Annotated in this window: 22 protein-coding genes and 1 pseudogene; 12 read left to right on the forward strand and 11 right to left on the reverse strand. The window is 59.2% G+C overall.

Annotation, left to right across the window (positions count from 1 at the left end; translation table 11 throughout):
- Nucleotides 1-10: 10 nt before the first annotated feature.
- Nucleotides 11-1,498: pseudogene (locus QP400_RS03965) on the reverse strand (TrkH family potassium uptake protein).
- A 190-nt stretch (nucleotides 1,499-1,688) separates the two neighbouring features.
- On the opposite strand from QP400_RS03965, the gene QP400_RS03970 reads away from it, so the two are divergent.
- Nucleotides 1,689-1,904 carry a helix-turn-helix domain-containing protein gene (locus tag QP400_RS03970; RefSeq protein ID WP_004807312.1) on the forward strand — a complete coding sequence of 72 codons (216 nt, stop codon included), beginning with the start codon at nucleotides 1,689-1,691 and terminating at the stop codon, nucleotides 1,902-1,904.
- A gap of 66 nt (nucleotides 1,905-1,970) precedes the next feature.
- Complete coding sequence (locus QP400_RS03975) at nucleotides 1,971-2,069, forward strand: 30S ribosomal protein bS22 (RefSeq protein ID WP_003792170.1); 99 nt, start codon at nucleotides 1,971-1,973, stop codon at nucleotides 2,067-2,069.
- 63 nt (nucleotides 2,070-2,132) lie between these two features.
- Here the strand turns inward: QP400_RS03975 and QP400_RS03980 are convergent, their stop codons facing one another.
- Nucleotides 2,133-2,966 (reverse strand): HAD family hydrolase, encoded by an 834-nt coding sequence (locus QP400_RS03980; protein WP_004807314.1) that lies wholly within the window; start codon nucleotides 2,964-2,966, stop codon nucleotides 2,133-2,135.
- A 34-nt stretch (nucleotides 2,967-3,000) separates the two neighbouring features.
- On the opposite strand from QP400_RS03980, the gene QP400_RS03985 reads away from it, so the two are divergent.
- On the forward strand, nucleotides 3,001-3,666 hold the full coding sequence (locus QP400_RS03985; RefSeq protein WP_004807316.1) for a histidine phosphatase family protein: 666 nt from the start codon (nucleotides 3,001-3,003) through the stop codon (nucleotides 3,664-3,666).
- On the opposite strand, the gene QP400_RS03990 is transcribed toward QP400_RS03985, so the two are convergent.
- The 4 genes from QP400_RS03990 to QP400_RS04005 all read right to left on the reverse strand — a co-directional run bounded on the left by QP400_RS03990 (nucleotide 3,663) and on the right by QP400_RS04005 (nucleotide 5,553).
- The gene (locus QP400_RS03990; RefSeq protein WP_004807318.1) at nucleotides 3,663-4,031 is read right to left on the reverse strand and encodes a PLDc N-terminal domain-containing protein; all 369 of its coding nucleotides are present in this window, start codon (nucleotides 4,029-4,031) and stop codon (nucleotides 3,663-3,665) included. The genes QP400_RS03985 and QP400_RS03990 overlap by 4 nt on opposite strands.
- 40 nt (nucleotides 4,032-4,071) lie before the next feature.
- Entirely contained in the window at nucleotides 4,072-4,218 is a 147-nt protein-coding gene (locus tag QP400_RS03995) for a hypothetical protein (RefSeq protein WP_155855899.1), read from the reverse strand.
- Between the two features lie 64 nt (nucleotides 4,219-4,282).
- Nucleotides 4,283-4,588, reverse strand: coding sequence for a hypothetical protein (locus tag QP400_RS04000; protein WP_004807323.1), 306 nt, complete (start codon nucleotides 4,586-4,588; stop codon nucleotides 4,283-4,285).
- Nucleotides 4,588-5,553, reverse strand: a complete 966-nt coding sequence (locus tag QP400_RS04005; protein WP_004807325.1) for a hypothetical protein — start codon at nucleotides 5,551-5,553, stop codon at nucleotides 4,588-4,590. The genes QP400_RS04000 and QP400_RS04005 overlap by 1 nt, the downstream gene beginning before the upstream one ends.
- A gap of 277 nt (nucleotides 5,554-5,830) precedes the next feature.
- On the opposite strand from QP400_RS04005, the gene QP400_RS04010 reads away from it, so the two are divergent.
- Both QP400_RS04010 and QP400_RS04015 read left to right on the forward strand, forming a co-directional pair.
- Complete coding sequence (locus tag QP400_RS04010; protein ID WP_004807328.1) at nucleotides 5,831-8,203, forward strand: carbon starvation CstA family protein; 2,373 nt, start codon at nucleotides 5,831-5,833, stop codon at nucleotides 8,201-8,203.
- A gap of 5 nt (nucleotides 8,204-8,208) precedes the next feature.
- Nucleotides 8,209-8,397 (forward strand): YbdD/YjiX family protein, encoded by a 189-nt coding sequence (locus QP400_RS04015; RefSeq protein ID WP_004807330.1) that lies wholly within the window; start codon nucleotides 8,209-8,211, stop codon nucleotides 8,395-8,397.
- A gap of 74 nt (nucleotides 8,398-8,471) precedes the next feature.
- Here QP400_RS04015 and QP400_RS04020 read toward each other — a convergent pair whose 3' ends face one another.
- From QP400_RS04020 to QP400_RS04035, 4 genes are all read right to left on the reverse strand, one after another.
- Nucleotides 8,472-9,347, reverse strand: coding sequence for a 1,4-dihydroxy-2-naphthoate polyprenyltransferase (locus QP400_RS04020; protein WP_004807332.1), 876 nt, complete (start codon nucleotides 9,345-9,347; stop codon nucleotides 8,472-8,474).
- Nucleotides 9,348-9,400: 53 nt separating this feature from the next.
- The gene (locus QP400_RS04025; protein WP_004807334.1) at nucleotides 9,401-10,537 is read right to left on the reverse strand and encodes an AMP-binding protein; all 1,137 of its coding nucleotides are present in this window, start codon (nucleotides 10,535-10,537) and stop codon (nucleotides 9,401-9,403) included.
- The gene (locus tag QP400_RS04030) at nucleotides 10,534-11,829 is read right to left on the reverse strand and encodes a YkvI family membrane protein (protein WP_004807336.1); all 1,296 of its coding nucleotides are present in this window, start codon (nucleotides 11,827-11,829) and stop codon (nucleotides 10,534-10,536) included. Before QP400_RS04030 ends, QP400_RS04025 begins: the two co-directional genes overlap by 4 nt.
- A gap of 151 nt (nucleotides 11,830-11,980) precedes the next feature.
- On the reverse strand, nucleotides 11,981-12,961 hold the full coding sequence (locus QP400_RS04035; RefSeq protein WP_004807339.1) for a 1,4-dihydroxy-2-naphthoyl-CoA synthase: 981 nt from the start codon (nucleotides 12,959-12,961) through the stop codon (nucleotides 11,981-11,983).
- A 69-nt stretch (nucleotides 12,962-13,030) separates the two neighbouring features.
- Between QP400_RS04035 and QP400_RS04040 the strand changes: the two genes are divergently transcribed.
- From QP400_RS04040 to QP400_RS04055, 4 genes are all read left to right on the forward strand, one after another.
- Nucleotides 13,031-13,363, forward strand: coding sequence for a hypothetical protein (locus tag QP400_RS04040; RefSeq protein WP_040315282.1), 333 nt, complete (start codon nucleotides 13,031-13,033; stop codon nucleotides 13,361-13,363).
- The gene (locus QP400_RS04045; protein ID WP_004807342.1) at nucleotides 13,353-14,336 is read left to right on the forward strand and encodes an o-succinylbenzoate synthase; all 984 of its coding nucleotides are present in this window, start codon (nucleotides 13,353-13,355) and stop codon (nucleotides 14,334-14,336) included. Before QP400_RS04040 ends, QP400_RS04045 begins: the two co-directional genes overlap by 11 nt.
- Entirely contained in the window at nucleotides 14,336-16,054 is a 1,719-nt protein-coding gene (menD, locus tag QP400_RS04050; RefSeq protein WP_004807344.1) for a 2-succinyl-5-enolpyruvyl-6-hydroxy-3-cyclohexene-1-carboxylic-acid synthase, read from the forward strand. Before QP400_RS04045 ends, menD begins: the two co-directional genes overlap by 1 nt.
- A gap of 78 nt (nucleotides 16,055-16,132) precedes the next feature.
- A complete protein-coding gene (locus tag QP400_RS04055) occupies nucleotides 16,133-17,617 on the forward strand; it encodes a S1C family serine protease (protein ID WP_004807346.1) in 1,485 nt (494 codons plus the stop codon).
- Here the strand turns inward: QP400_RS04055 and QP400_RS04060 are convergent.
- Entirely contained in the window at nucleotides 17,614-18,870 is a 1,257-nt protein-coding gene (locus QP400_RS04060) for an isochorismate synthase (RefSeq protein WP_004807347.1), read from the reverse strand. The two genes, QP400_RS04055 and QP400_RS04060, sit on opposite strands and share 4 nt — an antisense overlap.
- Nucleotides 18,871-18,922: 52 nt before the next feature.
- Between QP400_RS04060 and QP400_RS04065 the strand changes: the two genes are divergently transcribed.
- The 3 genes from QP400_RS04065 to ndhC all read left to right on the forward strand — a co-directional run bounded on the left by QP400_RS04065 (nucleotide 18,923) and on the right by ndhC (nucleotide 21,809).
- Nucleotides 18,923-19,708 (forward strand): demethylmenaquinone methyltransferase, encoded by a 786-nt coding sequence (locus QP400_RS04065; RefSeq protein ID WP_004807349.1) that lies wholly within the window; start codon nucleotides 18,923-18,925, stop codon nucleotides 19,706-19,708.
- 228 nt (nucleotides 19,709-19,936) lie between these two features.
- Nucleotides 19,937-21,337: an FAD-dependent oxidoreductase gene (locus QP400_RS04070; RefSeq protein ID WP_004807350.1), complete on the forward strand. Its 1,401-nt coding sequence runs from the start codon at nucleotides 19,937-19,939 to the stop codon at nucleotides 21,335-21,337.
- Nucleotides 21,338-21,428: 91 nt separating this feature from the next.
- The gene (gene ndhC / locus QP400_RS04075; protein WP_004807352.1) at nucleotides 21,429-21,809 is read left to right on the forward strand and encodes an NADH-quinone oxidoreductase subunit A; all 381 of its coding nucleotides are present in this window, start codon (nucleotides 21,429-21,431) and stop codon (nucleotides 21,807-21,809) included.
- The last annotated feature ends 5 nt before the right edge of the window (nucleotides 21,810-21,814 follow it).

Here is a 21,814-nt window from a genome sequence, read left to right on the forward strand (position 1 = left end):
CGCCGGCTTCTTAACCAATCGCTGGCCGCTCTTCGGGCATCCGGATCACGCGGCGACGCTCGCGCAGGGCGAGGGCGGCGGCCACGGTCATGGTGCCCATGCGGCCAGAGAACATTAGCGCGGTAAGCAAGTATTTGCCGGCTGCAGGTAGAAGCGGAGTAATGCCCGTGGATAATCCGACGGTAGCGAAGGCCGAGATTACTTCGAAGCTGATTTAGTCAAGTGAAAACTCAGTGAATACCAGCAGCCCGAAGATGGACACCGCAACAAGTAGTGAGCCGATCGATACTACGGCAACAGACAGGCGCACGGTCTGGGGTGGAATCCGCCGCCCGAAAGCTTCGATGTCGCGATCGCCGCGGGCCTCGGCGATAATCGCCAGCACCATCACTGCCAGCGTGGTGACTTTGATGCCGCCCGCAGTGGATGCGGAGCCGCCGCCGATGAACATCAAAATGTCTTGCAAGAACCAGGTGGCGCTTGTTTCGTCGCCGACGTTAATAGTAGAGATGCCCAGGGAACGGGAATTGACGCCCATCAGTATGGACGTGAGCATTTTCGCGTGGGCGGGCATGGGCGAAAGCGTCTTGGGGTTGTCCCATTCGGAGGCGCCCAGAATGGCTGCGGCGCCGATAGTAAGAAGCACGTAGGTGGTTAGCGTCATCTTCGTGTGCAGCGTCCACAGGCGGGGATTGCGCCACCGCCTGGCTATGTCCAAGGTGACGGGGAAGCCGAGGGCGCCCACGAACATGCCCACGATGATCGGCATCATGATCCACCAGTCAGAGAAATAGGCGGTCATGGAATTGGGGAGGACGACGAAGCCCGCGTTGTTGAACGCCGAGATGGCCATGAAGAAGGCGTGCCACACCGCCGTACCAATGGATTCGCCCAGCATGATGAAGCGGGGCAGCATGATTACGAAGAGCAGTCCTTCCATGGTGAAGGACGTGACGATGACGGCTTTGATCAGGGAGCCTACTGCGCCCAGCGAGTCGGTTTTTGTTTCCGTTGCTGCCAGCATGCGCTGGGTTAGCCCAATGTGGCGCGAGACAGCTAGAGCCAGGATGGATGCCAGCGTCATTACGCCCAGGCCGCCGACCTTGATGGCTGCCAAGATCACTGCCTGCCCGAATACTGACCAATAAGAGGCAGTATTCACAGTAGTCAGCCCTGTCACACACACCGCTGAGGTGCCGGTAAAGAGGGCGTCGACGAAGGGGGCGCGTTGGCCAGATTGCGTGGCAAATGGCATCTCTAGCGCAATTGTGACCAACGCAATAATGGTTAGGAAGGTAAGGATTGCGAGCCGGGCGGGGGACTGCTTTGCCACCTTGTCCGCATACAGTTTTACCCGTCCAAACGGGGTGGTGGCGTCCGCGGAAGTGACGTGGTCGCCACGGGTGAAGTCCAGCGTGGGCGGCTCCGCAATTGCGTCTTTAGGGACTTCAAGTGCACTGATGTGTCCAGCGGGCCTAGAGATTGCGCGACGCGGCATAGGTGCCGGCCTCCTTGAAGTGGGAAGACTGGTAAGTGGCGCCCAGCAGAGCGCAATATCAAGAGTACCTACAATAATGCGTTACTTGCCAACAAAGTATGAAACGGGTGGGCAGAGCGAACAAAATGCCATAGAATAACCCTGTGCCGTCACACCGTCGGTAGTTTTTCCAGTCCAAGGTGGAGTTTAAATGTCGCAGCAGCTACCCCGCTTCGTAACCGTAGCCGAGCTAGCTGACCTTATGCGCGTCTCCAAAATGACCGTCTATCGCATGATTCACAACGGCGATATTCCCGCAGTTAGGGTTGGAAAGTCCTACCGAGTGCCACAGGTGGCTGTGAAACAGCTCATTGATGCCAGCATTGGTGACTGGTCTGATAGTGGCAATGCGGCAATTGGCGGGTAGAATCTTTTAGGTTACGTGCCGAAGGGCATGTGAAGCTGTACGAATCCGATTATTTAGGAGGCACCTATGGGCTCCGTTATTAAGAAGCGCCGTAAGCGCATGGCAAAGAAGAAGCACCGCAAGCTTCTGCGCAAGACTCGTCACCAGCGTCGTAACAAGAAGTAGACGCCTCAGGCCCGGGAATTTCCCCGGGCCTTGCCATTTAACGAGGGCGCTCGGGGCGCGGCATTAGCGGAGGATGCGGCGAAGCTGCCGCACGACCAGGCGCGTAAGCCAGATGGCGGCTGCGACCTTAGCGGATCGTTTGGCCGTCTTCTTGGCACTGTTGGAAAGATCGCCGCGTTTGCGCCAGCGCATGTCGTAGATGCGCCAGCCGGATGCCAGTGCGGCTAGGCGCAACTTCGGATCGGGATTGATGGCTGCTGGGTGGCCCACCGCGCGCAAGAGGGGTAGGTCGTTTGCCGAATCTGAGTAGGCGTAAGACAGAGACAGGTCGATGTTGCGTTTGCGGGCTAGCCAGTGAACTGCCCCGACTTTGCCGGCGCCGTGCATGAGCGGAGAGATGAGACGCGGCAGGCACCTGCCGTTTTCATCTAAGGCGACTCGCGTGCCGATGCCTCCGGTGGCTCCGAGCCGGCGGGCGAGAAGGTCGGTGATTTGCGAGGGGGTAGCAGAGATGAGCCACACGTCGTGGCCGCGGCCTCGGTGGTCTTCCAGTAGTTCTTTTGCTCTGGGGAAGATTCGGGACGCGAAGAACTGGTCGTATATCTCTTCGCCAATGGCAATGATTTCGGCCTCTGAGTGCCCTTCAAGGCATTTGAGCGCGCGCTGTACCAGCGCGTCTATTTCTTCTTTGTCCTCGCCAAACAGGACATATTTCCAGGCTCCTTTAGCCGCTGCCGCGATGTCGGCCCAGCCAACTATGCCGCGGCGCCAAAGTTCTTGGGCGAGGATGAATGAGGATGACCCGCGGATTAGGGTTTCGTCGACATCGAAAAATGCTGCGACACGATTAGGGGACGTGCCCTTGGCCGCCAATGCATCATTTTCGGTGTATGTCACGACTTAACCCTACATGGCCAGTTAGGGTTGTTCCATGACCAAAACTATTGTGCACGTTATGCGACACGGAGAAGTGGATAACCCGCAGGGGATTCTATACGGTCGGCGGCCAGGTTTTTCGCTTACTGACCACGGCAAGAAGATGACTGCCGCGGTGGCTGACCATTTCAAGCAGATCGGTGCTGATATTCGCGCCGTGGTGGCTTCTCCATTGCTGCGGGCACAAGAGTCCGCCGCTCCTACAGCGAAGGCCTACGGCTTACCCGTGCTGAATGACAAACGGTTGGTGGAGGCCGGCAATTCTTTTGAGGGCGTCGCGGTAAACGCCAACCGCAAGTCTCTAGCTCAGCCGAAATACTGGTGGCGCTACCGGAACGTATTCGAGCCGAGCTGGGGTGAGCCGTATACCGAGATTGCCCGCCGCATGGTGGCCGGGGTAGCCCATGCGAAGGCAATGGCCGATGGCGGGGAAGCCCTGGTCGTGTCCCACCAGCTGCCAATATGGACGCTGCGGCGTTTTGTGGAAGGGCACCGGCTGTGGCACGATCCGCGCAAACGGCAGTGCTCTTTGGCCTCACTTACCTCATTTACCTTTGAGGATGACACTCTGGTGGCCCTTACCTATTCAGAGCCAGTGGGCTACATGCTTTCGGAAGCTGCCGACATGGTCCCGGGCGAATCCGAGGCGAAGCTGGCCTAGGCGTCGCCCTCTTCTTCTTGGTCGCGCCGTTTTTGTAGGTCGCGCTTCAGCTTGAACAGGAATTCCGGATCGTCATCGGGGGCCATGGTGCGTGGGCGCGTCCCCGGAGCGTTGTGCCGGAAGTTTAGCGGTTCTGCCGAAGACCACATGGTGGCGTCGATCTTGCCGTCGTTGGCCTCTGCCGCCAGCACCCTAGAAATAACGATCCAAGCTAGTGCCCCTAGTGGTGGAAGCAGGATGATAAGTAACAACCAGATGGCCTTTGGGAGGCGTGCCGGTAGTTTGTCTGAGGGAGTGCGCGCGCAGTCTGCAGCCGCATAAATGGTTACTGCCAGCGTCAAGATTGCCATTACTACCCGTGCCATATAGCCAAGTGTAATGGCCGCCTAGGGGAGTCGGCCGGTACTACGCGCGGGGCGAACTGTACTGTCTGTACTGCTGCCTATGCGAATCTTTTTCCTTGTCGATCTTGTTGGTTCGGAAATACCAGCCGAGTCCTGCTACCAAGGTTGTTAGCAGGACTATTACAAGTGCCCAGATTGCCCAATACATGTGTTCCTTCCGTACCCCGGTCATTGAACCAGGGAGAGGTTTACGGTCGGTTAACAGGTGGTGTCTATAGGGAAAGTGGATCCTGGCCGGGTACGTAGGTGATGTTGTCCATTGGGCCCCAACCGCTGTAGTGGTCGCTGATTTTGCCGTCGCAGAATTGGGCGTGCACTTCCAGATAGTGGGCCAAAGTGAGGACGTAGTGGCGTTGACAGTAGGTCAGGGGCGTGACGTTGCCGCTGCCTTCGCGCGTCAGGATCACGTGGGTGGGGCTTTCCGAGCAGTACCCCTCCTCGTAGCAGCACCTAGAGAGGTTGCCGGAAGAGCCCAATATCTGATCGACGTTTACGTCGTCCATTGTGCGCGTGGCCATTATTTTTCCGCTTCCGCTAGTTTGTCCAGGGCGGCCTGCATTTGTGCCTCTACCTGCACGGTGTGGGCGTGTAGTTCTGCCTCGGTGAGAGGCTGGCGCATGTCATACCAGCGGGCCCACCGTTCGTGGTGGCAGCGATGCTCCCGATTGAAGGGAACCATGGTAGCTTCAGCTTCTGTTTCGATGCCGAGGGAAGCTCCATCTTGATCCCAGTGGGCCAGCACTACCTGGTCTTTTGCGGGTACGACGAGGGCGTATGGCAGTTGGGAGGTGTAGATCGCGTAGGCCGGGGTAGGGCCGAGGTAAGAAAGGTCCGTGAGGGCGGGGGACAGGGGCTGGTATTCGACTCCCGCGTTGAGCGCGTAGTCTTCGACTTTCGCCCCATCCATTAGCAGGTCCACAGAACACGAGGGCGGGATCTCGGAGATCGGTACTGAGCCGGGGCGCAGCGCCCGCACATGGAAGGTGGCGGCAGTCTTAGACAGGGCCTTGCGCAGCCACTCTTGCAAGCCGGCGGCATCGGTGAAATTCGATGTGTTGGTGTAAAAGTTTCCGAAGCCCACGATGTCTAGTTCAACGCGGGCCAGGTCGCCCTCGACGCCCTGTTGGCCCCACGGCTGAGTGGATTCGTAGGCACTTTCGCGGGCAACCGCATTGCCAATTGCGTCACGGCGGATGATTAGTTCGTACCATTTTGGCAGTGGCGCTAGCGTGCCCAAGTCTTTAAAGCTATCGGGATCGGTGTAGTGCACGAGCATGCCATCGACACTAAAAGTGGCGCCCTCTTCCTGCAGGGCAAGGATACCTTCACGGCTAGTGCCATCACTGTCGCAATAGCGTACGCGGAAGCTACTCGGGTCGTCTTTGAGCTGCACAAATGAGGCTGGGCTCAGGTTCGACCCGTGAATAGTGAAGCGCCGAGTAGCACTATCGAGCAGCGCGGTGTCGGCCAGAGTGCAAGTCACGAAACCTCCAAATAGCGTCAACTCGGCCAGCCTAGTACATCAGGCCAGCAAAGGGGAATGCCTGCTCGCCCAGCAGTTGCCGGAAAAGGTCACCTACGGTACTGTTTTTTCCGATTTGGTAGTTCGTGACATGGGGCAATGCTTGCAACGAGGCGGTTTTAGGCATTGAGGCCTATATTTCTAAGGCCGCCCTAAGTATTATCGAACTGGTTTGCCCTGAACTCAACTAGTGATGGGTAGGCAATGGTAAACACCATCTAGAAAAGCGAGAAATTAAATGGCAACATCATCGCAGCTTGAGAAGCCATCATATACCTCTGAAGAGGAAAAACTCGTTCTTAGAAATAAGGACGGGGTCCCTGTTGGGGTTAAACCTCACACCAAGTGGACACCAGCAAAGATTGCCCTTTGGGTTGCTATTGCTCTACTAGGAGCCATCGGCTGGACAATGCTAGCCATTGTCCGTGGCGAAAAAGTCGATGCAATTTGGTTCGTAATCACCGCGATTTGTTCTTACGCAATTGGCTACCGTTACTATGCGCTATACATTCAGCGCAAGATTATGAAGCCATCCGATAGGAACGCGACGCCGGCTGAACGTATTAATAACGGTAAAGACTTCGACCCCACTCACCGCGTGGTCCTGTACGGGCACCACTTTGCGGCTATTGCGGGTGCAGGTCCCCTCGTAGGCCCGGTGTTGGCTGCACAGATGGGATACCTCCCCGGCACCCTGTGGATTATCTTCGGCGTAATCTTCGCCGGCGCAGTCCAGGATATGCTCGTCCTGTTCTTCTCGATGCGCCGTGGCGGCCGCTCCCTAGGACAGATGGCCACCGACGAGATCGGCAAGATCGGCGGCACCGTCGCCACAATCGTGGTCTTCGTAATGCTAATGATTGTGCTGGCAGTGCTCGCAATGGTCTGTGTGAACGCGCTAGCAGCCTCCCCGTGGGGCGTCTTCTCGGTAGGTTCCACCATTCCGATTGCGATCGCAATGGGGCTGTGGCTGCGCTACGTCCAACCCGGCAAGATCACCCAAGTTTCCGTGGTCGGCTGCACCCTGCTGATCGTCGTCATCATCATGGGCCGCTACGTAGCAGAATCCAGCTGGGGGCAGCAGTACCTGCACCTATCCCCGACCACCTTGGTTTGGTGCATGGTTGTCTACGGCTTCCTAGCAGCAGTTCTGCCCGTGTGGGTGCTACTCACCCCGCGCGACTACCTGTCCACCTTCATGAAGGTGGGCACGATCTGTGTACTCGCCCTCGGCATTGTGTTCATCCGCCCGATCGTGCAGATGCCCGCAGTAACCGAATTCGCGCTCTCTACCTCCGGCCCGGTATTCGCCGGCGAGCTTTTCCCGTTCCTGTTCATCACCATCGCCTGTGGCGCCCTCTCGGGCATGCACGCCATGGTTTCCTCGGGCACCAGCCCCAAGATGATCCAGAAAGAATCCCAGTCCCGCATGATCGGCTACGGCGGTATGCTCATGGAATCCTTCGTAGCGATCATGGCGCTGGCTGCAGCAGCTTCGCTGAACCAGGGCATCTACTTCGCGATGAACACCTCCGAAGCAACCTCCGACCAGCTGGCTGGTACTTCCGTCACCCAGGTGACTAAGGACCGCGAGGAAATCTCGAACGCTGCATTGGCCAACCTGGGCGTCACCGACGTCAAGGGACAGCCCATCAAGGCAAAGTGGGAATCCTGGGATGACGCAGGCAACCCCAAGACCTTCCACGGTGCAGACGCACTGAAGCAGGTCGCAAAGGACGTAGGCGAGCCCTCCGTCGTCTCCCGTACCGGCGGCGCTCCCACCCTGGCCGTATCCATGTCTCACATTCTGCATAAGGTCGGTGGCGGCAAGGCCATGATGGGCTTCTGGTACCACTTCGCAATCATGTTCGAGGCACTGTTCATCCTGTCGGCCGTGGACGCGGTAACCCGTGTGGCCCGCTTCCAGCTATCGGATGCACTCGGCAACGTGATCCCGAAGTTTGCCGATCCTTCCTGGCGTACCGGTGCGTGGCTATCTACTGGTGTAGTTGTCGCCGCCTGGGGTTCGCTGCTGCTGATGGGCGTTACCGATCCGCGTGGCGGCATTCAGACGCTGTACCCGCTATTCGGTATCGCAAACCAGCTAATTGCCGCGGTCGCGTTGCTAGTGGCACTGGTGATGGTGGTGCGCAAGGGTTATACCAAGTACGCGTGGATCCCTGCAATCCCCTTCGTCTTCGACACGATCGTTACCTTCACCGCTTCTTGGCAGAAGATCTTCAGCACCGACGCCAAGGTCGGTTACTGGCAGCAGTGGCGCGAAGCCCGCGCAGCCCTGCCGGGGCAGACCGGTGAAGAAGCCGAGATCACTGAGGCGATTATTCGCAACACGTTCATCCAGGGCACTCTGTCCATCGTGTTCGTGGTAGCTGTTGCATTCGTGATCGTCTGCGCTGCAATCCGCATCTGGAAGACCGTGCGCACTGGTGACACCACCACCTCGGAAGACCCGTTCGTAGAATCGAACTTCTACGCTCCCGAGCACTTGATCGCGAACAAGCTCGAGAAGAAGCTGGTGGCCGAATACCGCGTGGTAGGCGACCCGAAGCTGATTCCAGGACTGAAGCAGAGCGAGATCGCAAGTAAGTAGGAAAAATGGCACTGATGGAAAAATTGGCGTACATGCGGCGGCTGTGGCGGGACTTCACGGGCGAAAGCGCGTATGACAAATATGTCGAACGCCACCGCCTGGAACACCCCGATCATGAGCCCATGAGTGCGCGAGCCTTCTGGCGAGCCCGCGCCGATTTTGACGAGGAGAATGTTTCCTCAGGGTGCTGTTAGATGCGCTGATGCCCGCGACCAGCTGGTCGCGGGCATCTTTTTGTCTAGGCAGGGTTGCGCGCCCTCGCTACAGATTAGAACAAGGCGGCTAGGAGAGTAATGAGCCCTGCTCCCAAAGTAAGTTTGCCGGTGCTGGCAAGCACTGCCAAGAGTGCCCTTCCCCGGGCTCCTCGCACCAGCGGCAAGCAGATGATTATGCCCGCAACCTCAAGCCCTACCACCGCAGGGATGACGATGGCGCTTGAATGCAAACCGATGCCAATCAGTACGGGCGCAAACACCAGATAGGCAACGTAGGTACGCCGCGACCGGGCATCCCCCAGTCGCACTGCCAGCGTATTCTTGCCAGCCTCCCGGTCAGTGGGGATATCCCGAATGTTATTTACCATCAGCAGCGCGCAAGAATACAAGCCCATGGCCGCGCCCGCTAGCCAAGCACTCATGGGGGCGTGTTCCAACTGCACATAGACGGTGCCGACGGTAGCCATCAAGCCAAAGAAAACGAATACAAAAAATTCCGCAACCCCCAAGTAACCGTAGGGATGCTTCCCCCCGGTGTAGAACCAGGCGGCGATAATTGCCGCGAGGCCAGCTAGCAGGAGCCACCACTTGCCAGACAGTGCCACCAGAACCAGGCCCAAAACTGCTGCCGCTGCAAAACAACCAAGGGCCACTGCCAGCACAATCTTCGGGCGCACCTTGCCGCCTCCCGTCAGACGGGGCGGCCCAGTCCGGAAATCGTCAGTGCCCCGAATGCCATCGGAATAGTCGTTGGCAAAATTACAGCCTATCTGCAGTAGCAACGCCACCAGCAAGGCAAGGAGGGAGCGTGGAAAAGAAAAACCGCCCGCGCCAGCCGCAATACCAGCACCGCCTAGTACCGGGGCAGCCGCGGCGGGCAAAGTGCGCAGGCGGGCGCCCTCGAGCCAATCATTTACGGTAGTAGACATCTAAAACCTTTCGTCCTAGCAAGCATAGGTAGCAATGGCAGTGCGAAGAAAATTTATTTAGCCCAGGTCGGGTGGGCTAGCAGTGCCGTGGCACGTTTTCTATCCAGCTTGCCAGAGGCCAACATGGGGATCTTACCCTGCACAAATAGGCGGGGCGGGGCGGCCTTGCCCAGCTCAGAGCGCACGTGCTTGCGCATTGCTTCGGCCTGCGTAGCCACTGCAAAATCTGCCTCCACAACGGCGCCCACAGCCTGCCCCCACCGGGGATCGGCCACGGGCAGCACAGCTACATCGCGAACGCCCGGAAACTCGCGCAGCAAATCTTCTACCTGCCTGGCAAAAACTTTCACGCCACCAGAAATGATGGCGTCATCGAGGCGCCCAAACACCTGCAAGTAGTCAGTAAAAGCCCCCGCATCAGAAGTAATGTGCCAGCGTCTGCCCTGCTCAAAAGTAAAAGCGGGCGAGCGGGGATCATCTAAATACCCCTGTGCCAGCATCGGCCCACTAAGACAAATCCGCCCATCGCTGATGCGTATATGCACCCCGTCCAAAGGCAGGCCGTCGTAGACGCAACCACCTGCCGTCTCGGTCATGCCGTAGGTGGTAACCACGGGCAACCCTGCCTGCCGGGCGCGGTCCAGCAAAGCCGGCGAGGAAGCCGCTCCACCTACTAAGATCGCGCGCAACGACCGCAGTGGGGCCAAGTCGTCTTCGCCCTCGAGCAGGTCCGAAAGCTGCGTAGGTACCAGAGAAGCGAAGCCGGCCTCGGGAGCAAAAGAAGCCACCTTGCGCTCGCGGAAAGAGCGCCCGGGCGGCGGCAGGATTGGGAAGGTGCCGCCCGCACAGGAACGTGCCAGCACCTGAAACCCCGCAACGTGATGGGCAGGAAGGGCCAGCAGCCAGCGCCCTCGTCCTCCGAAACGCTTGGCAGTAGCAGCTTCAGAGGACGAAAACGCTCCCGCAGTAAGGCCTACCAAGTGCCCGTGCCCGGTAGTCGATCCGGAAGTTTGCAAAATGAAATCGGCCCCGTCCGCATCGCCAATACGGCGCTCAGCGGCAGCGGTGTCTGCCCCGGCGGAAACCGGCATGAGCGGGCCGTACTTGCCTGGATTTTCAAGACGTAGACAGATTAGGTCGTACAGCTCCCGGACGCCTTGAACCTGCGGGCAACAAAAGGTGAGGTTCACTCTGCCTCGGTTTCGGCCTGAGCCTCTTCAATCTCGGGCAGAATATCGTAGTCCACGTTCTCCTCTTCTAGCTGATCGACTGCAGCAGAGCCTACAGTCGAATGCAGGTCCTCCGCGTCGGCCGGAGAATCTTCAAGAGCGGTCTGCAAGGCGGCCTCGTGCTTCTTCGAGAACCTCTTGTCATTACGCATCTTTAGGCGGAACAAACGCAACATCTTGCCACGCCTTGTCGTCTCTTCTCTTATGTCAGAACGAGTCTTCGCGTAGGAAACCAGCATTACGATTACCAGGGCCAGACCGCCCCACCCGGCAATGGGGTAAACGTAGCTGACGACGTTCTGGAAGCCCATGAACGATATGGCAAAGCCAATGCCAGAGAGGGCCACCAATAAAATAATGAAACGCTTCCTAGAAGAGCCGGCATACCGGGTCGCAAGCGCATAGTAGATGCCAATTGAGGTATTGAAGATCATCAGGAAGATGACTACGGACATGAAAGTGCCCAGCCACGGGTGGATCTGATTTACCAAGGTCAGCATGGGCAGATCGTCGCCAGCAACCACATCGATACGGGTCAGCAGTGTCAGGGTGGCAATGACCATCAAGACGCCGAAGACGGAACCGCCAATGATCCCGCCTAGGCCAGCAACCTTCGGGTTGCCGATGTCGCCGCCGATGACAATCGCCATCGACACGGCCAACGTCAATGCTAGCGGAACGTAGTTCAGAATCGACATGGACCAGTGCGGTACTGCGGTATGCACCGACTTTGCCGCCGCATCCATTTCGGCGAAGGAAAGGTGCATGTGGGTAAAGGCATAGCCGGCAGCAATGATGACGAAAATGATCATTATTGGGGTGATACCGCCAATTACTGCGGTCACCTTGTCAACATCTAGCAGGCCAATACCAATGGTTAGCGCCAGCATGATGGCAGAACCCACCCACACGGGGAGGCCGAATTGTTGTTTCAATGACGAGCCGCCGCCAGCCATCATGGCGATGCCCATGCAGAACAGCGAAAAGGTAATGATTACGTCAAAGAAGACTGCCACGTACTTGTGTGTGACTTCGCTGAAGACATCAGAATGGTCGTTGGCAAGTACATATGAACCGAGTTGAACGAAGGCCAGCCCAGAGACGGCGAAAATGATGGCCGAGATGGCTGCTGCCACCACGCCCCAAATACCGAATCCGGCGAAATATTGGACTACTTCCTGCCCGGAGGCAAAGCCTGCCCCGACAGTAATGCCCACGAAGGCCATAGCTACGGTGAATATTCTTTTGTACATAAACTTCTTTCGTAGAGTGCGGGCCCCAGCTTACCGGCACGAGAAGACTTAGGCATTAGTAGTTGGGAAGACTCACACCCCAATGTTGCAGCATTTCGGCCTCTCAGAGGCCTCTCCCGCATCCAAGCCGGGACCGCCCTCGGCGAAGTAGTTAGTAGTAGTAGGGGTAGTCCTGCCAGTTTGGCGTACGGTGCTCTAAGAAAGCGTCCCTACCTTCCTGTGCCTCTTCCGTCATGTAGGCCATGCGGGTTGCCTCCCCAGCAAACACCTGCTGGCCGGCAATGCCGTCGTCTGCCATGTTGAAGGCGAACTTCAGCATTCGGATAGCTTGTGGGGACTTGGTGGCGATGATGCGCGCATATTCGAGGGCTACGTCCTCTACCTTTTCGTGAGGTACGGCCTCGTTCACCACGCCCCAAGCGGCTGCCTGGGAGGCAGAGTATTCGCGGGCAAGGAAGAAGATCTCGCGGGCACGCTTGTCGCCAGCCTGCCTGGCAAGGAGGGCCGAGCCGTAGCCCGCGTCGAAAGACCCCACATTCGCGTCGGTTTGCATCAGGCGGGCGTGCTCAAGGGACGCTACCGCCAGATCGCACACGACCATCAGCGAATGTCCGCCTCCTGCAGCCCAACCGGTGACCGCTGCGATGACTGGCTTCGGCATTGTGCGGATTAACCGCTGTACTTCCAAGATATGCAGCCGGCCTGCCCTTGCCGGATCAATTTGTTCGCGCCGCTGGGACAATTCGGCATCCGGGTTGGCCCCTTCGACCTCGTACCGGTAGCCATCTTTTCCGCGAATGCGCTGGTCGCCGCCAGAACAAAAGCCGTAGCCTCCATCGCGGGCGGACGGGCCGTTGCCAGTCAAAATAACCGCGGCCACATCGGAAGTCATGCGGGCGTGATCCAGCGCCCGATACAGTTCGTCCACGGTCTGAGGGCGGAACGCGTTGCGCACGTCGGGACGGTCAAAGGCAATTCGCACCACCGGCATGTCATCCCCAGCTGGGCGCCCATCCTGTTCGGGGCCGCGAGAGATCCCGCGGTGGTAGGTGATGTCAGAGAAATCGAAGCCTTCTACCTCGCGCCAGCGGGCAGCGGCGAAAGTGTCGGATACAAATGGAAGCGTGCTCATGGGTCCAGTGTAGCGGCGATGTGTAATTTGGCTTCGCCCGCTAGCATTGGTAGGGCGAAAGGGGAGACATTGATTATTGTCGGGTTGATTTTTGGGCTGGCCGCGCTCGCGGTTTCTGCCTGGTTTCGTGCGGGCAAGTCGCCACGAGCGCGTGCGTGGGCACGCGGAAAAGGCATGTTTGACGCGCACTTTGCGTTGCTGCTGTTCCCGGGGCTGGGGGTGGCTGTGCTGGGCCTGTCTCTGGTGGGGATCTTGCAGATGGTCCATGGCCCGATCGGAACTATTGGGTCTGTCCTGGCGCTCCTTCTTACCCTCGCCGGGGCAGCTTGTGGGGTGTGGGGCCTGTTTTCGTTCCGGATCCCGCCCTCGCTTTACCCGGAGTGGGCGCGCGATGATAACTGAACTAGACAACCCCTTCGATCAGCTGAAACGCGTCTTTGCGTACTCGTTGCCGCTGCGGCGAAAGTTCCGTCGCATCACAGTCCGCGAAGGGCTACTTTTCGAGGGCGAAGCCGGGTGGGGCGAGGCAGCGCCGTTTTGGGATTACGACGCCCAAGAATCCTCCCGGTGGTTGCGGGCAGGGCTGGCCGCAGCTACCACCGCATTCCCGGCGGCTAAGCGCGAGCAGGTACCGGTGAACGTGACAATCCCGGTCACCGCCCCTGAAGTGGCTGCGCAGCTGGTGAAGGAATCGGGCGGGTGTACCACGGCAAAGGTGAAAGTGGCCGACCCGGGCTCGAGCCTCCGCGGCGACTGTGAGCGCGTGGCCGCCGTTGCCAGCGCGCTGGGGCCGCAGGGAAAGGTGCGGGTAGATGCCAACGCCGCCTGGGACACGGACCAGGCCGTCAAGGCCATTGGAGAACTGCAGGCGGCGGTACGTGACGGCGGCATTGATGGCTTGGAATACGTGGAGCAGCCCTGCCCAACCGTGTCGGAATTGGCACAGGTGCGCCGGCAAGTCGAACCCAAGATTGCGGCAGACGAATCTATTCGCCGCGCCGAAGATCCCCTGGCGGTAGCCCGCGCAGGGGCAGCAGATGTGGCGGTAGTGAAGGTGGCCCCGCTCGGCGGGATCGAGCGGGCTGTAGAAGTAGCCCACGAATCCGGATTGGAATTAGTCATTTCCTCGGCTCTAGATTCTTCCGTTGGAATCAGTGCCGGCGTGGCCGCAGCGGCCGCCCTCGACCACCTGGATCACGCCTGCGGACTTGCCACGGTAGCGCTGTTTACGCAGGATGTGACTAAAGAATCCTTGCTCCCCACCGCCGGTACGCTGCCGCTTCGCCGCATCGAGGTCGACACCACTCAGGGCCAGGACGCCCCCGCTCTCGCCGCCCGCTGGCAAAAGCGCTTAAAAGAAATGATGAGGTACTAATGCGTTTTGGTTCTGCCCAACCCGAATATGGCACCGATCCGACCGCGCTGCTAGCCCGCAATATCGTTGGTGCCCTGGTAGGCTCCGGGGTGAAACACATAGTGATAAGCCCCGGCTCCCGCAACGCGCCCCTTACCTATGCGGCGGCAGCAGCCGAACGAGCCGGGCTGGTGAAGACGCACGTGCGCATTGATGAGCGCACCGCCGGATTCTTCGCCCTCGGCCTGGCGCGCGGGGAAGCTCTTGGTGGGGAAGTATCCCCGGTTGCCCTGTGCACTACCTCGGGTACAGCCGTAGCTAACCTGCACCCGGCCATTGCGGAGGCCGACGCCAATGGGATCCCGCTCATTGCGGTGACCGCAGACCGGCCCGCCCGCTTGCGGGGTACCGGCGCGAACCAAACCACCTGGCAGGTAGGCATCTTCGGGCAGAACCTGCGGGCCCAGGCCGATCTGCCTGCCACTGACAGTGCCCCCGCAGCGGTAATCGGCCAAGTATTTCGCCTGAGCGCTGCTGCAACCGGGCAGGACGGCCGGCCCGGCCCGGTGCAACTAAACGTGTGCTTAGACTCGCCGCTGGCCGGTATCGCCGCCGAACCGCAAATCTTTACCGCCCCAACCCGGCCGAAAACTGAAGGGGGCGCCCCCGGGTGGCCCGCCGCCCTCAAGAAAGATGCGGCTACGGTGATCGTTGCCGCCGATGACACCGGGGACGGCGCAAATATTGTGGCCCTGTCACGGGCAATGGGGTGGCCCCTGCTTGCGGAACCCACCTCGCCGGCCTGCTACGGTCCTGCGCTCGCACACTACCTGTACTACCTGGACAAGATGGAGGGCATCGAACAGGTGCTCGTGTGTGGACACCCCACGCTGTCACGCCCGATCACCGCCCTGCTTTCGCGCTCAGACATAAATATTGTGGCGGTCAAAGACGCCACCGGCCGGTACACGGATATTGCCGGCACCGTAAACGCCGTGCTCGAGCGCGTGCCGGAAGCCCCGGCAAGCCAAGTGCCGCTGCCGCGCAAGTGGCTCGCCGCGGATAAGGCGGTAGAAAAAGTACTGGCAGAACGCCTCAGCGTCCGCGCCGAGGCCGGAGAAGCCCTAGACCCGCTGCAGGTCGCATGCGCCATTTGGACGGCCCACGCCACCGATCCGCACACCGCCCCACGGCTCCTATTCGGAGCATCCAACACAATCCGCCTAGTCGATCGGGCAGGCCACACGCCGGATAGTGCTGTCAACGCGCTGGCAAACAGAGGACTAGCAGGCATCGATGGCACCATCAGTTGTGGGCGCGGCATTGCCACCGCCACCGGCGCGCCCGTCCGAGTCGTCGTTGGCGACTTAACCTTCCTGCACGATATAGGCGGGCTTATAAACGGCCGCTACGAACAGGACGCCGACCTGCAAATCGTCGTCCTCAACGACGCCGGCGGGTCCATTTTTGCCGGGCTCGAACACGGCGGCAGCAACCATGTAGAGGATTTCCCCAGATATTTCGCCACGCCCCAAAACTTCTCCTTAGCCGCGCTCGCGGCGGGGCTGGGAGCCGAATATCAGATGGTTGGTGACTTAGGCGATCTGGAACGCCTCCTGGCAATGCCCGTGCGCGGCGTCAGCATCATCGAGGTGGATACGGCAGTGCCCGGCCTAGCCCAACTAGACCGAAATGTTGCGGAAAAAATTAGTGCCGCCCTTCAGCCGCTATTTTCATAGAATGGTCACAGCAGCACTAAAGTGCCTACTTATACATGTCTGTTTGACTTAGAGGCACGCTAAGACATGGAGGAATAGATGAGCCAGGATAACTTTTACACGCCCGATCCGAATCGTCCGTCAGAGGGCGAGCGGGCCAACTATTCGGCGGGCGAACAGCACCAGAACTACTCCGACGGGCAGCAGACGCGCCGGTACAACTTCGGGACAAACGAGACCCCCGGGCAGGCAGACGCTTCGGCGGAGAGGCCGCAAGAACAGCAAGAGCAGCAGGAGCAGGCTAACTACCAGGGCCAAAGCACCTATGGTTACCAGCAGGGCGCGCAGTACCAGAGCCCCTACCAGCAGCGGCCATACCAGCAGGGCTCCCAGCCTCTTCCAGGCGGAGTGAGCGGCCAATACCAGCCTTCCCAACAGTTTGCCCAACCTGGCGCCGCGGCTAAGCGAAGGTCGTCCCGACCCGGCTGGGGAGCCCTGATTACCACCGGCGTCATCGCCGCGATGGTAGGGGGCATCGGAGCCGTGGGCATCACGCAACTTACCTCCAGCTCGCTGGGAAGCTCGGTAGCAACCCAGGCGCCGGTGACCCAGGCGAAGAACACGAAAGCTACCGACTGGGAGACGGTGGCAAAGAAGGTTACGCCCGCGGTTGTTGCAATCCAGGTATCCGATGGCCAGTCCGCTGCGGATGGCTCTGGCGTGATTTTTGATTCCGCCGGCCACATCCTTACTAACCATCATGTGATTGCTAGTGCCGCCAAGGGCGGGCGGATAGCAATAACCACCGCCTCCGGCGAGATCTTTGAGGCCGAAGTCGTAGGCACCGACCCCACCACCGACCTAGCTGTACTTCGGCCTATCGACCCCCCGAAGAACCTGCAAATGGCGAAACTGGGAGATTCTTCATCGTTGACCGTCGGTTCGCCGGTGGCCGCGATCGGCAACCCGCTCGGCTATTCCTCAACGATGACCACGGGTGTTATTTCCGCCCTCGACAGGCCAGTGTCGGTGCAGCAAGAATCTTCGGGATTCCAGCGCGGCGAACAGGTGGTTACGAACGCTATCCAGGTTGATGCTGCGGTAAATCCGGGTAACTCCGGCGGGCCGCTGTTCAATTCTTCCGGTGAAGTAATCGGCATCAACTCCTCGATTGCCTCCCTGTCCGATGGGGCGGGTGAAAGTACCGGTTCAATTGGCCTAGGGTTTGCCATCCCGATCGATTTGGCTAAGCAGGTGGCCAGCCAGCTGCTGGAAAACGGCAAGGTACGCCACGCCTACATCGGTGTAATGGTGACCAATGGCAGTGCCCGGGTCGACGGAACTATCCGCGCCGGCGCGAAGATCGCCGAAGTGATTAAGGGGGAGGCCGCCTCCAAGGCAGATGTGAAGGCAGGCGACGTTGTAGTGGCGGTAGACGGTAAGTCCGTCTCGTCAGGCAATTCCCTAATCGGGTATGTGCGTCGCTACGCTCCCGGCGACAAGGTGAAGCTGACGCTTGTGCGCGATTCCCAAAAGAAGGATGTCGAGGTAACGCTGGGATCGCAGGATGCCACGCAGCGCTAGCTTATAGAGCGCAAAGCTTGCATCATCGGCTGCATCTTTGCTTCTGTTTCGGCAAGCTCAATTTGTGGTACTGAATCGCCCATGATTCCGGCGCCCGCATAGATTCTTATCTGGCGGGCGTCGGCGCTTATCTGGCCGCCGCGAAGGGCAATGCCGAACGCGCCATTTCCGGCCGCGTCAACCCAGCCGACCGGCCCGGCGTAGCGGCCGCGCTCCATACGTTCTGCCTCGGTCAAAATCTGCCGTGCCACCGGCGTTGGGGTACCACACACCGCGGCGGTGGGGTGAAGCGCGCCGGCAGCTGCCAGCGCCGACCTATCAGTGAGACCATGCACGTCGGTGGCCAGGTGGCACACGTTGGGTAGCCGCAAAATACTGGGCGAGTCGGGTATTTCCAATTCGGTGGTGATAGGGGAAAGAGCTGTCCTGACCGATTCCACCGCAACTTGGTGTTCCCGCTGGTCTTTGGCGGAGTTTAGGAGCTGGCGCGTTTCGGTAGGGCCGGCTGTGCCAGCCAGCACTCGACAAAAGAGGCGGCCACCGCTGGCAGAAGCCAGCAGCTCCGGGGTGGCTCCCACCAGATTTTCTACCGCGTACACCCAGCAGGTGGGGTAGGCAGAAAAGAGGGCGGCACATAGTTTGCGCTGGTCGATCGGATTGAGGCTGGCAATGGTCTTGTCCCTGGCAAGGACCACCTTCTTGGCCTCGCCGTGCCTGATTTGCTCACTAACCCTGCCTACCGCCTCGGCCCACTCGGCTGGAGGCAACGCCCCTTCGCCCTCGGCCAAAGTGCCCAATGCGGGCAACTGCGCCAGGCGAGCCGCCCCTTCCTGTCTAAACTCGGCGGGCGTAGCCGTCCACGGCGCAAAGAGAGGGCGCAGATCCTGCCCCGACAGCGAGATCAGCCAGGTAGCAGTTGGGGTTGCTACCAGCAGGTTCTCGGGAACCTCAAGGACTCCGCCCCGAGCAAAGCCGAACGACCCAAAGGCGACGGGCAGATGAACGGGCAGCTCCTCGGTAGCTACCGCCTCAGCGGTGGCCTCCTGCCAAAGCACGTCAGCATGCTTAAGGGCGTCCTCGCCCTCTTCCGTTACGGAAAAATTTTGCCCCCACCCGAGCAGGGCCAGATCGGCTCCCACCCACGCGCTCAGCCGGGCAGTAGGAATGAAACCAAAAATTTCCGGGCAAATTGGCACCTGCTTTGCCAGCCTTTGCACGTTGGGTTTCGTGTCCGGCAATGTTAGGGGCGCCAATGTTACCTCCGCTTGTTACTAATGTGGTCCGCGAACATACTACGCAGTAAACATGACATTGTCCGCAACGGGTGCCAAAATAAAACCCATGACCTACAGCTTCAAGCGCGCATTTTCGTCCTCTGCCACTACGCCCGAAGGCGAGGTAGCGGCAGACCTAGCCAAAGATCCCAAGACTGTGGCTTCCATGTTTGACCAGGTGGCACGCCGCTACGACATTACTAACGATCTGATGTCGGTGGGTCAGGATCGACTGTGGCGGCTGCAGACGCGTAAGAAGCTAAACCCCAGGGAGGGCGAACAGATTCTGGATTTGGCGGCGGGCACCGGCACGTCCACCGTCGAATATGTAAAGAGCGGTGCGGATGTAGTGGCCTGCGACTTTTCAATCGGCATGGTTACCGAGGGCAAACGCCGTCACCCGGACATAGATTTTGTTGCCGGTGACGCGACCGCGCTGCCTTTTGCGGACAATAGTTTTGACGCGGTGACTATTAGCTTCGGGCTGCGCAATGTCAACGACACGGTCAAGGCGCTGTCCGAGATGCGGCGTGTGACTCGCCCTGGTGGGCGCATCGTGATCTGCGAATTCTCTAGGCCCACCCTTGGAGGGTTCCGCCAGCTCTACAACTGGTATCTGCGGCACGTCCTGGTGCGCATTGCGAAGAGGGCGGGATCGAATAACCCGGCCTATGCCTACCTTGCCGATTCGATTATTGATTGGCACGACCAGCCGACGCTGGCGCGGCTGATGCGCGAGGCCGGATGGGAGAACCCGCAGTGGAAGAACCTCACCCTTGGCATCGTGGCCTTGCATTCAGCTGTAAATCCGGCGTAGTTATTGCTGCTATTTCGCAGTATTTCGAAAATCTAAAAACCTCTAATAAACAACATCGCCCTTGCATAAAGTGGGCAAGTGTGCTGGGGGTGGGCACTCTATCAGGGGCCTGTTAACAGGGCATACGCCCACCCGGGGCGGCCAAAGAAGCTTCCGAGTAATCTGACAGCTGATATTTGCGCATTTTCGCAGATATTGGCTAGGAAAGATTAGACAAAGGAAACTACTTTGGGGTTGAACAAGAACCGCGTCCAAGCTGACGCAGTTGTTGTGGGCGCCGGCCCGGCAGGGGCATCGGCAGCGTTTTATCTCTCGCGCGCCGGCCTTAATGTAATTGTTCTGGAACGCGCGGTATTTCCTCGCGACAAGACCTGTGGTGACGGCCTCACCCCGGCCGCCGTGGTGGAGCTTTTGCGCATGGGCATTAATCCGCGCAAGAGCCCTGGCTATCAAACGAACGAAGGCCTGGTAGTTATAGGGGCCGAAAATAGGGTAGAGCTGCCGTGGCCCGAGCAGGCAAGCAGGCCGGGATTTGGTTCATCGCGGCCGCGCATCTCTTTAGACCAGTCCCTTGCAATGCATGCGCGTACCCAGGGGGCCAAGGTTTGGGAAGGGTGCAACGTCACCGGCCCAATTGTCGAGGGCGGACGCGTAGTGGGCGTGCAGGTTGCCCGAAAGGCGGATCCGCTTGCGGGGCCTACCGCAAAAGATCAGGAACTCTTTGAGGCGCTCACTCCTAAAGAAGCTTGGCCTAGCGAGGGCGAGCGCCAAGCTGCCACTGCTGATCGGGAGCAGGTGAGCCAGCTTCCCACCGAGTTTGAGGTGCGGGCGCGCCTGGTTGTAGATTGCGGTGGCGTCGCTGCGAAACTTGCCACCAGGGCAGGGCGAATCAAACTCGAAAACCGGCCAATGGGGGTTGCCGCGCGTACCTACTACCGCAGTGAGCGCGCCAAAGAAGCCAATATGGAATCCCAACTCGAACTCTGGGATGGCAAGCCGGGCGAATCCAACCTGCTGCCCGGCTACGGGTGGATGTTCCCGCTAGCTGGCGGCGTCGTAAACGTGGGCCTCGGATCCGTGTCATCGACCTCGGCCGCCACGAAGCTGCCCTACAAACAGATCTTTAAATCCTGGACGGCTGCTACGCCCTCGCAGTGGGGCTACAACAGCGAAAACCAGATTGGGCAAATGAAGTCTGCGGCCCTGCCCATGGCGTTCAACCGCAAGCCGCAATATCAAGGTGGGCTGGCCCTGATTGGGGACGCGGCCGGAATGGTAAGTCCATTTAATGGCGAGGGCATCGCCCCTGCTCTTGCTGCCGGACGGATGCTCGCCGACGCGGCAACGCAAGCCTTTGCTCGGACCGGCGAAGCGGCCTTCGATTCGGCCATGGAAGCATTTGTGCAACACATGAGTGACGAATGGGGCGGGTACTACCGTCTCGGAACCGTGTTTGTGAGACTAATTGAACGTCCAAAAATTATGCAGGCGTGTACTCGCTATGGACTGCCCGTAGACCGCCTTATGGTCGCAGTTCACAAGCTTTTGTCTGACGGATACGAACGGCATGGCGGCTCAATCGACGATCGAGTAATTGCTTTTTTGGCAAGGCTGGTGCCGAAAGTATGACGTGTATGATTTACCCTCGAATAAAAGACGCATGCGTACGAGTCTGCGAGCTCGCTGTGCATGAACTGTCGCGAATAAAGATGGAGGCAAGATGTCGCAGTTTCTGATCATGGCTGCCGCTGCGCTAGTACTAGCAATCGGTGGTCTGGTGCTGTCGGCTTTCCTGGGAACGAAGAAGTTTTCGCGCACTAAGGAACAAACGTACGAATGCGGCATCGATCCGATCGCTGCAAAATCAGCCCACGAAGGTAGATTCCCGATTAAGTACTACTTCGTGGCAATGACCTACATCGTGTTCGACATCGAAGTCGTCTTCCTTTACCCGTGGGCAGTTTCGCTGAACAAGTTCGGTGCCCTGCCCGATGGGCAACGCCTGGGGCTGATCTCCCTGGCCGCAATGATGATCTTCCTAATACTGCTCGTGGTTCCCTACATTTACGAATGGCGCCGCGGCGGACTTGACTGGGACTAGGAAAG

It is taken from the genome of Winkia sp. UMB3158, from assembly GCF_030217145.1.
GTDB classification, from domain to species: Bacteria; Actinomycetota; Actinomycetes; order Actinomycetales; family Actinomycetaceae; genus Winkia; species Winkia anitrata.

Coding starts and splice junctions, on each gene's coding strand:
- QP400_RS03970 (WP_004807312.1), top strand. CDS start 1,689: ATGTCGCAGCAGCTACCCCGCTTCGTAACCGTAGCCGAGCTAGCTGAC.
- QP400_RS03975 (WP_003792170.1), top strand. CDS start 1,971: ATGGGCTCCGTTATTAAGAAGCGCCGTAAGCGCATGGCAAAGAAGAAG.
- QP400_RS03985 (WP_004807316.1), top strand. CDS start 3,001: ATGACCAAAACTATTGTGCACGTTATGCGACACGGAGAAGTGGATAAC.
- QP400_RS03990 (WP_004807318.1), bottom strand. CDS start 4,031: ATGGCACGGGTAGTAATGGCAATCTTGACGCTGGCAGTAACCATTTAT.
- QP400_RS03995 (WP_155855899.1), bottom strand. CDS start 4,218: ATGTATTGGGCAATCTGGGCACTTGTAATAGTCCTGCTAACAACCTTG.
- QP400_RS04000 (WP_004807323.1), bottom strand. CDS start 4,588: ATGGCCACGCGCACAATGGACGACGTAAACGTCGATCAGATATTGGGC.
- QP400_RS04010 (WP_004807328.1), top strand. CDS start 5,831: ATGGCAACATCATCGCAGCTTGAGAAGCCATCATATACCTCTGAAGAG.
- QP400_RS04015 (WP_004807330.1), top strand. CDS start 8,209: ATGGCACTGATGGAAAAATTGGCGTACATGCGGCGGCTGTGGCGGGAC.
- QP400_RS04020 (WP_004807332.1), bottom strand. CDS start 9,347: ATGTCTACTACCGTAAATGATTGGCTCGAGGGCGCCCGCCTGCGCACT.
- QP400_RS04030 (WP_004807336.1), bottom strand. CDS start 11,829: ATGTACAAAAGAATATTCACCGTAGCTATGGCCTTCGTGGGCATTACT.
- QP400_RS04035 (WP_004807339.1), bottom strand. CDS start 12,961: ATGAGCACGCTTCCATTTGTATCCGACACTTTCGCCGCTGCCCGCTGG.
- QP400_RS04045 (WP_004807342.1), top strand. CDS start 13,353: ATGATAACTGAACTAGACAACCCCTTCGATCAGCTGAAACGCGTCTTT.
- menD (WP_004807344.1), top strand. CDS start 14,336: ATGCGTTTTGGTTCTGCCCAACCCGAATATGGCACCGATCCGACCGCG.
- QP400_RS04055 (WP_004807346.1), top strand. CDS start 16,133: ATGAGCCAGGATAACTTTTACACGCCCGATCCGAATCGTCCGTCAGAG.
- QP400_RS04065 (WP_004807349.1), top strand. CDS start 18,923: ATGACATTGTCCGCAACGGGTGCCAAAATAAAACCCATGACCTACAGC.
- ndhC (WP_004807352.1), top strand. CDS start 21,429: ATGTCGCAGTTTCTGATCATGGCTGCCGCTGCGCTAGTACTAGCAATC.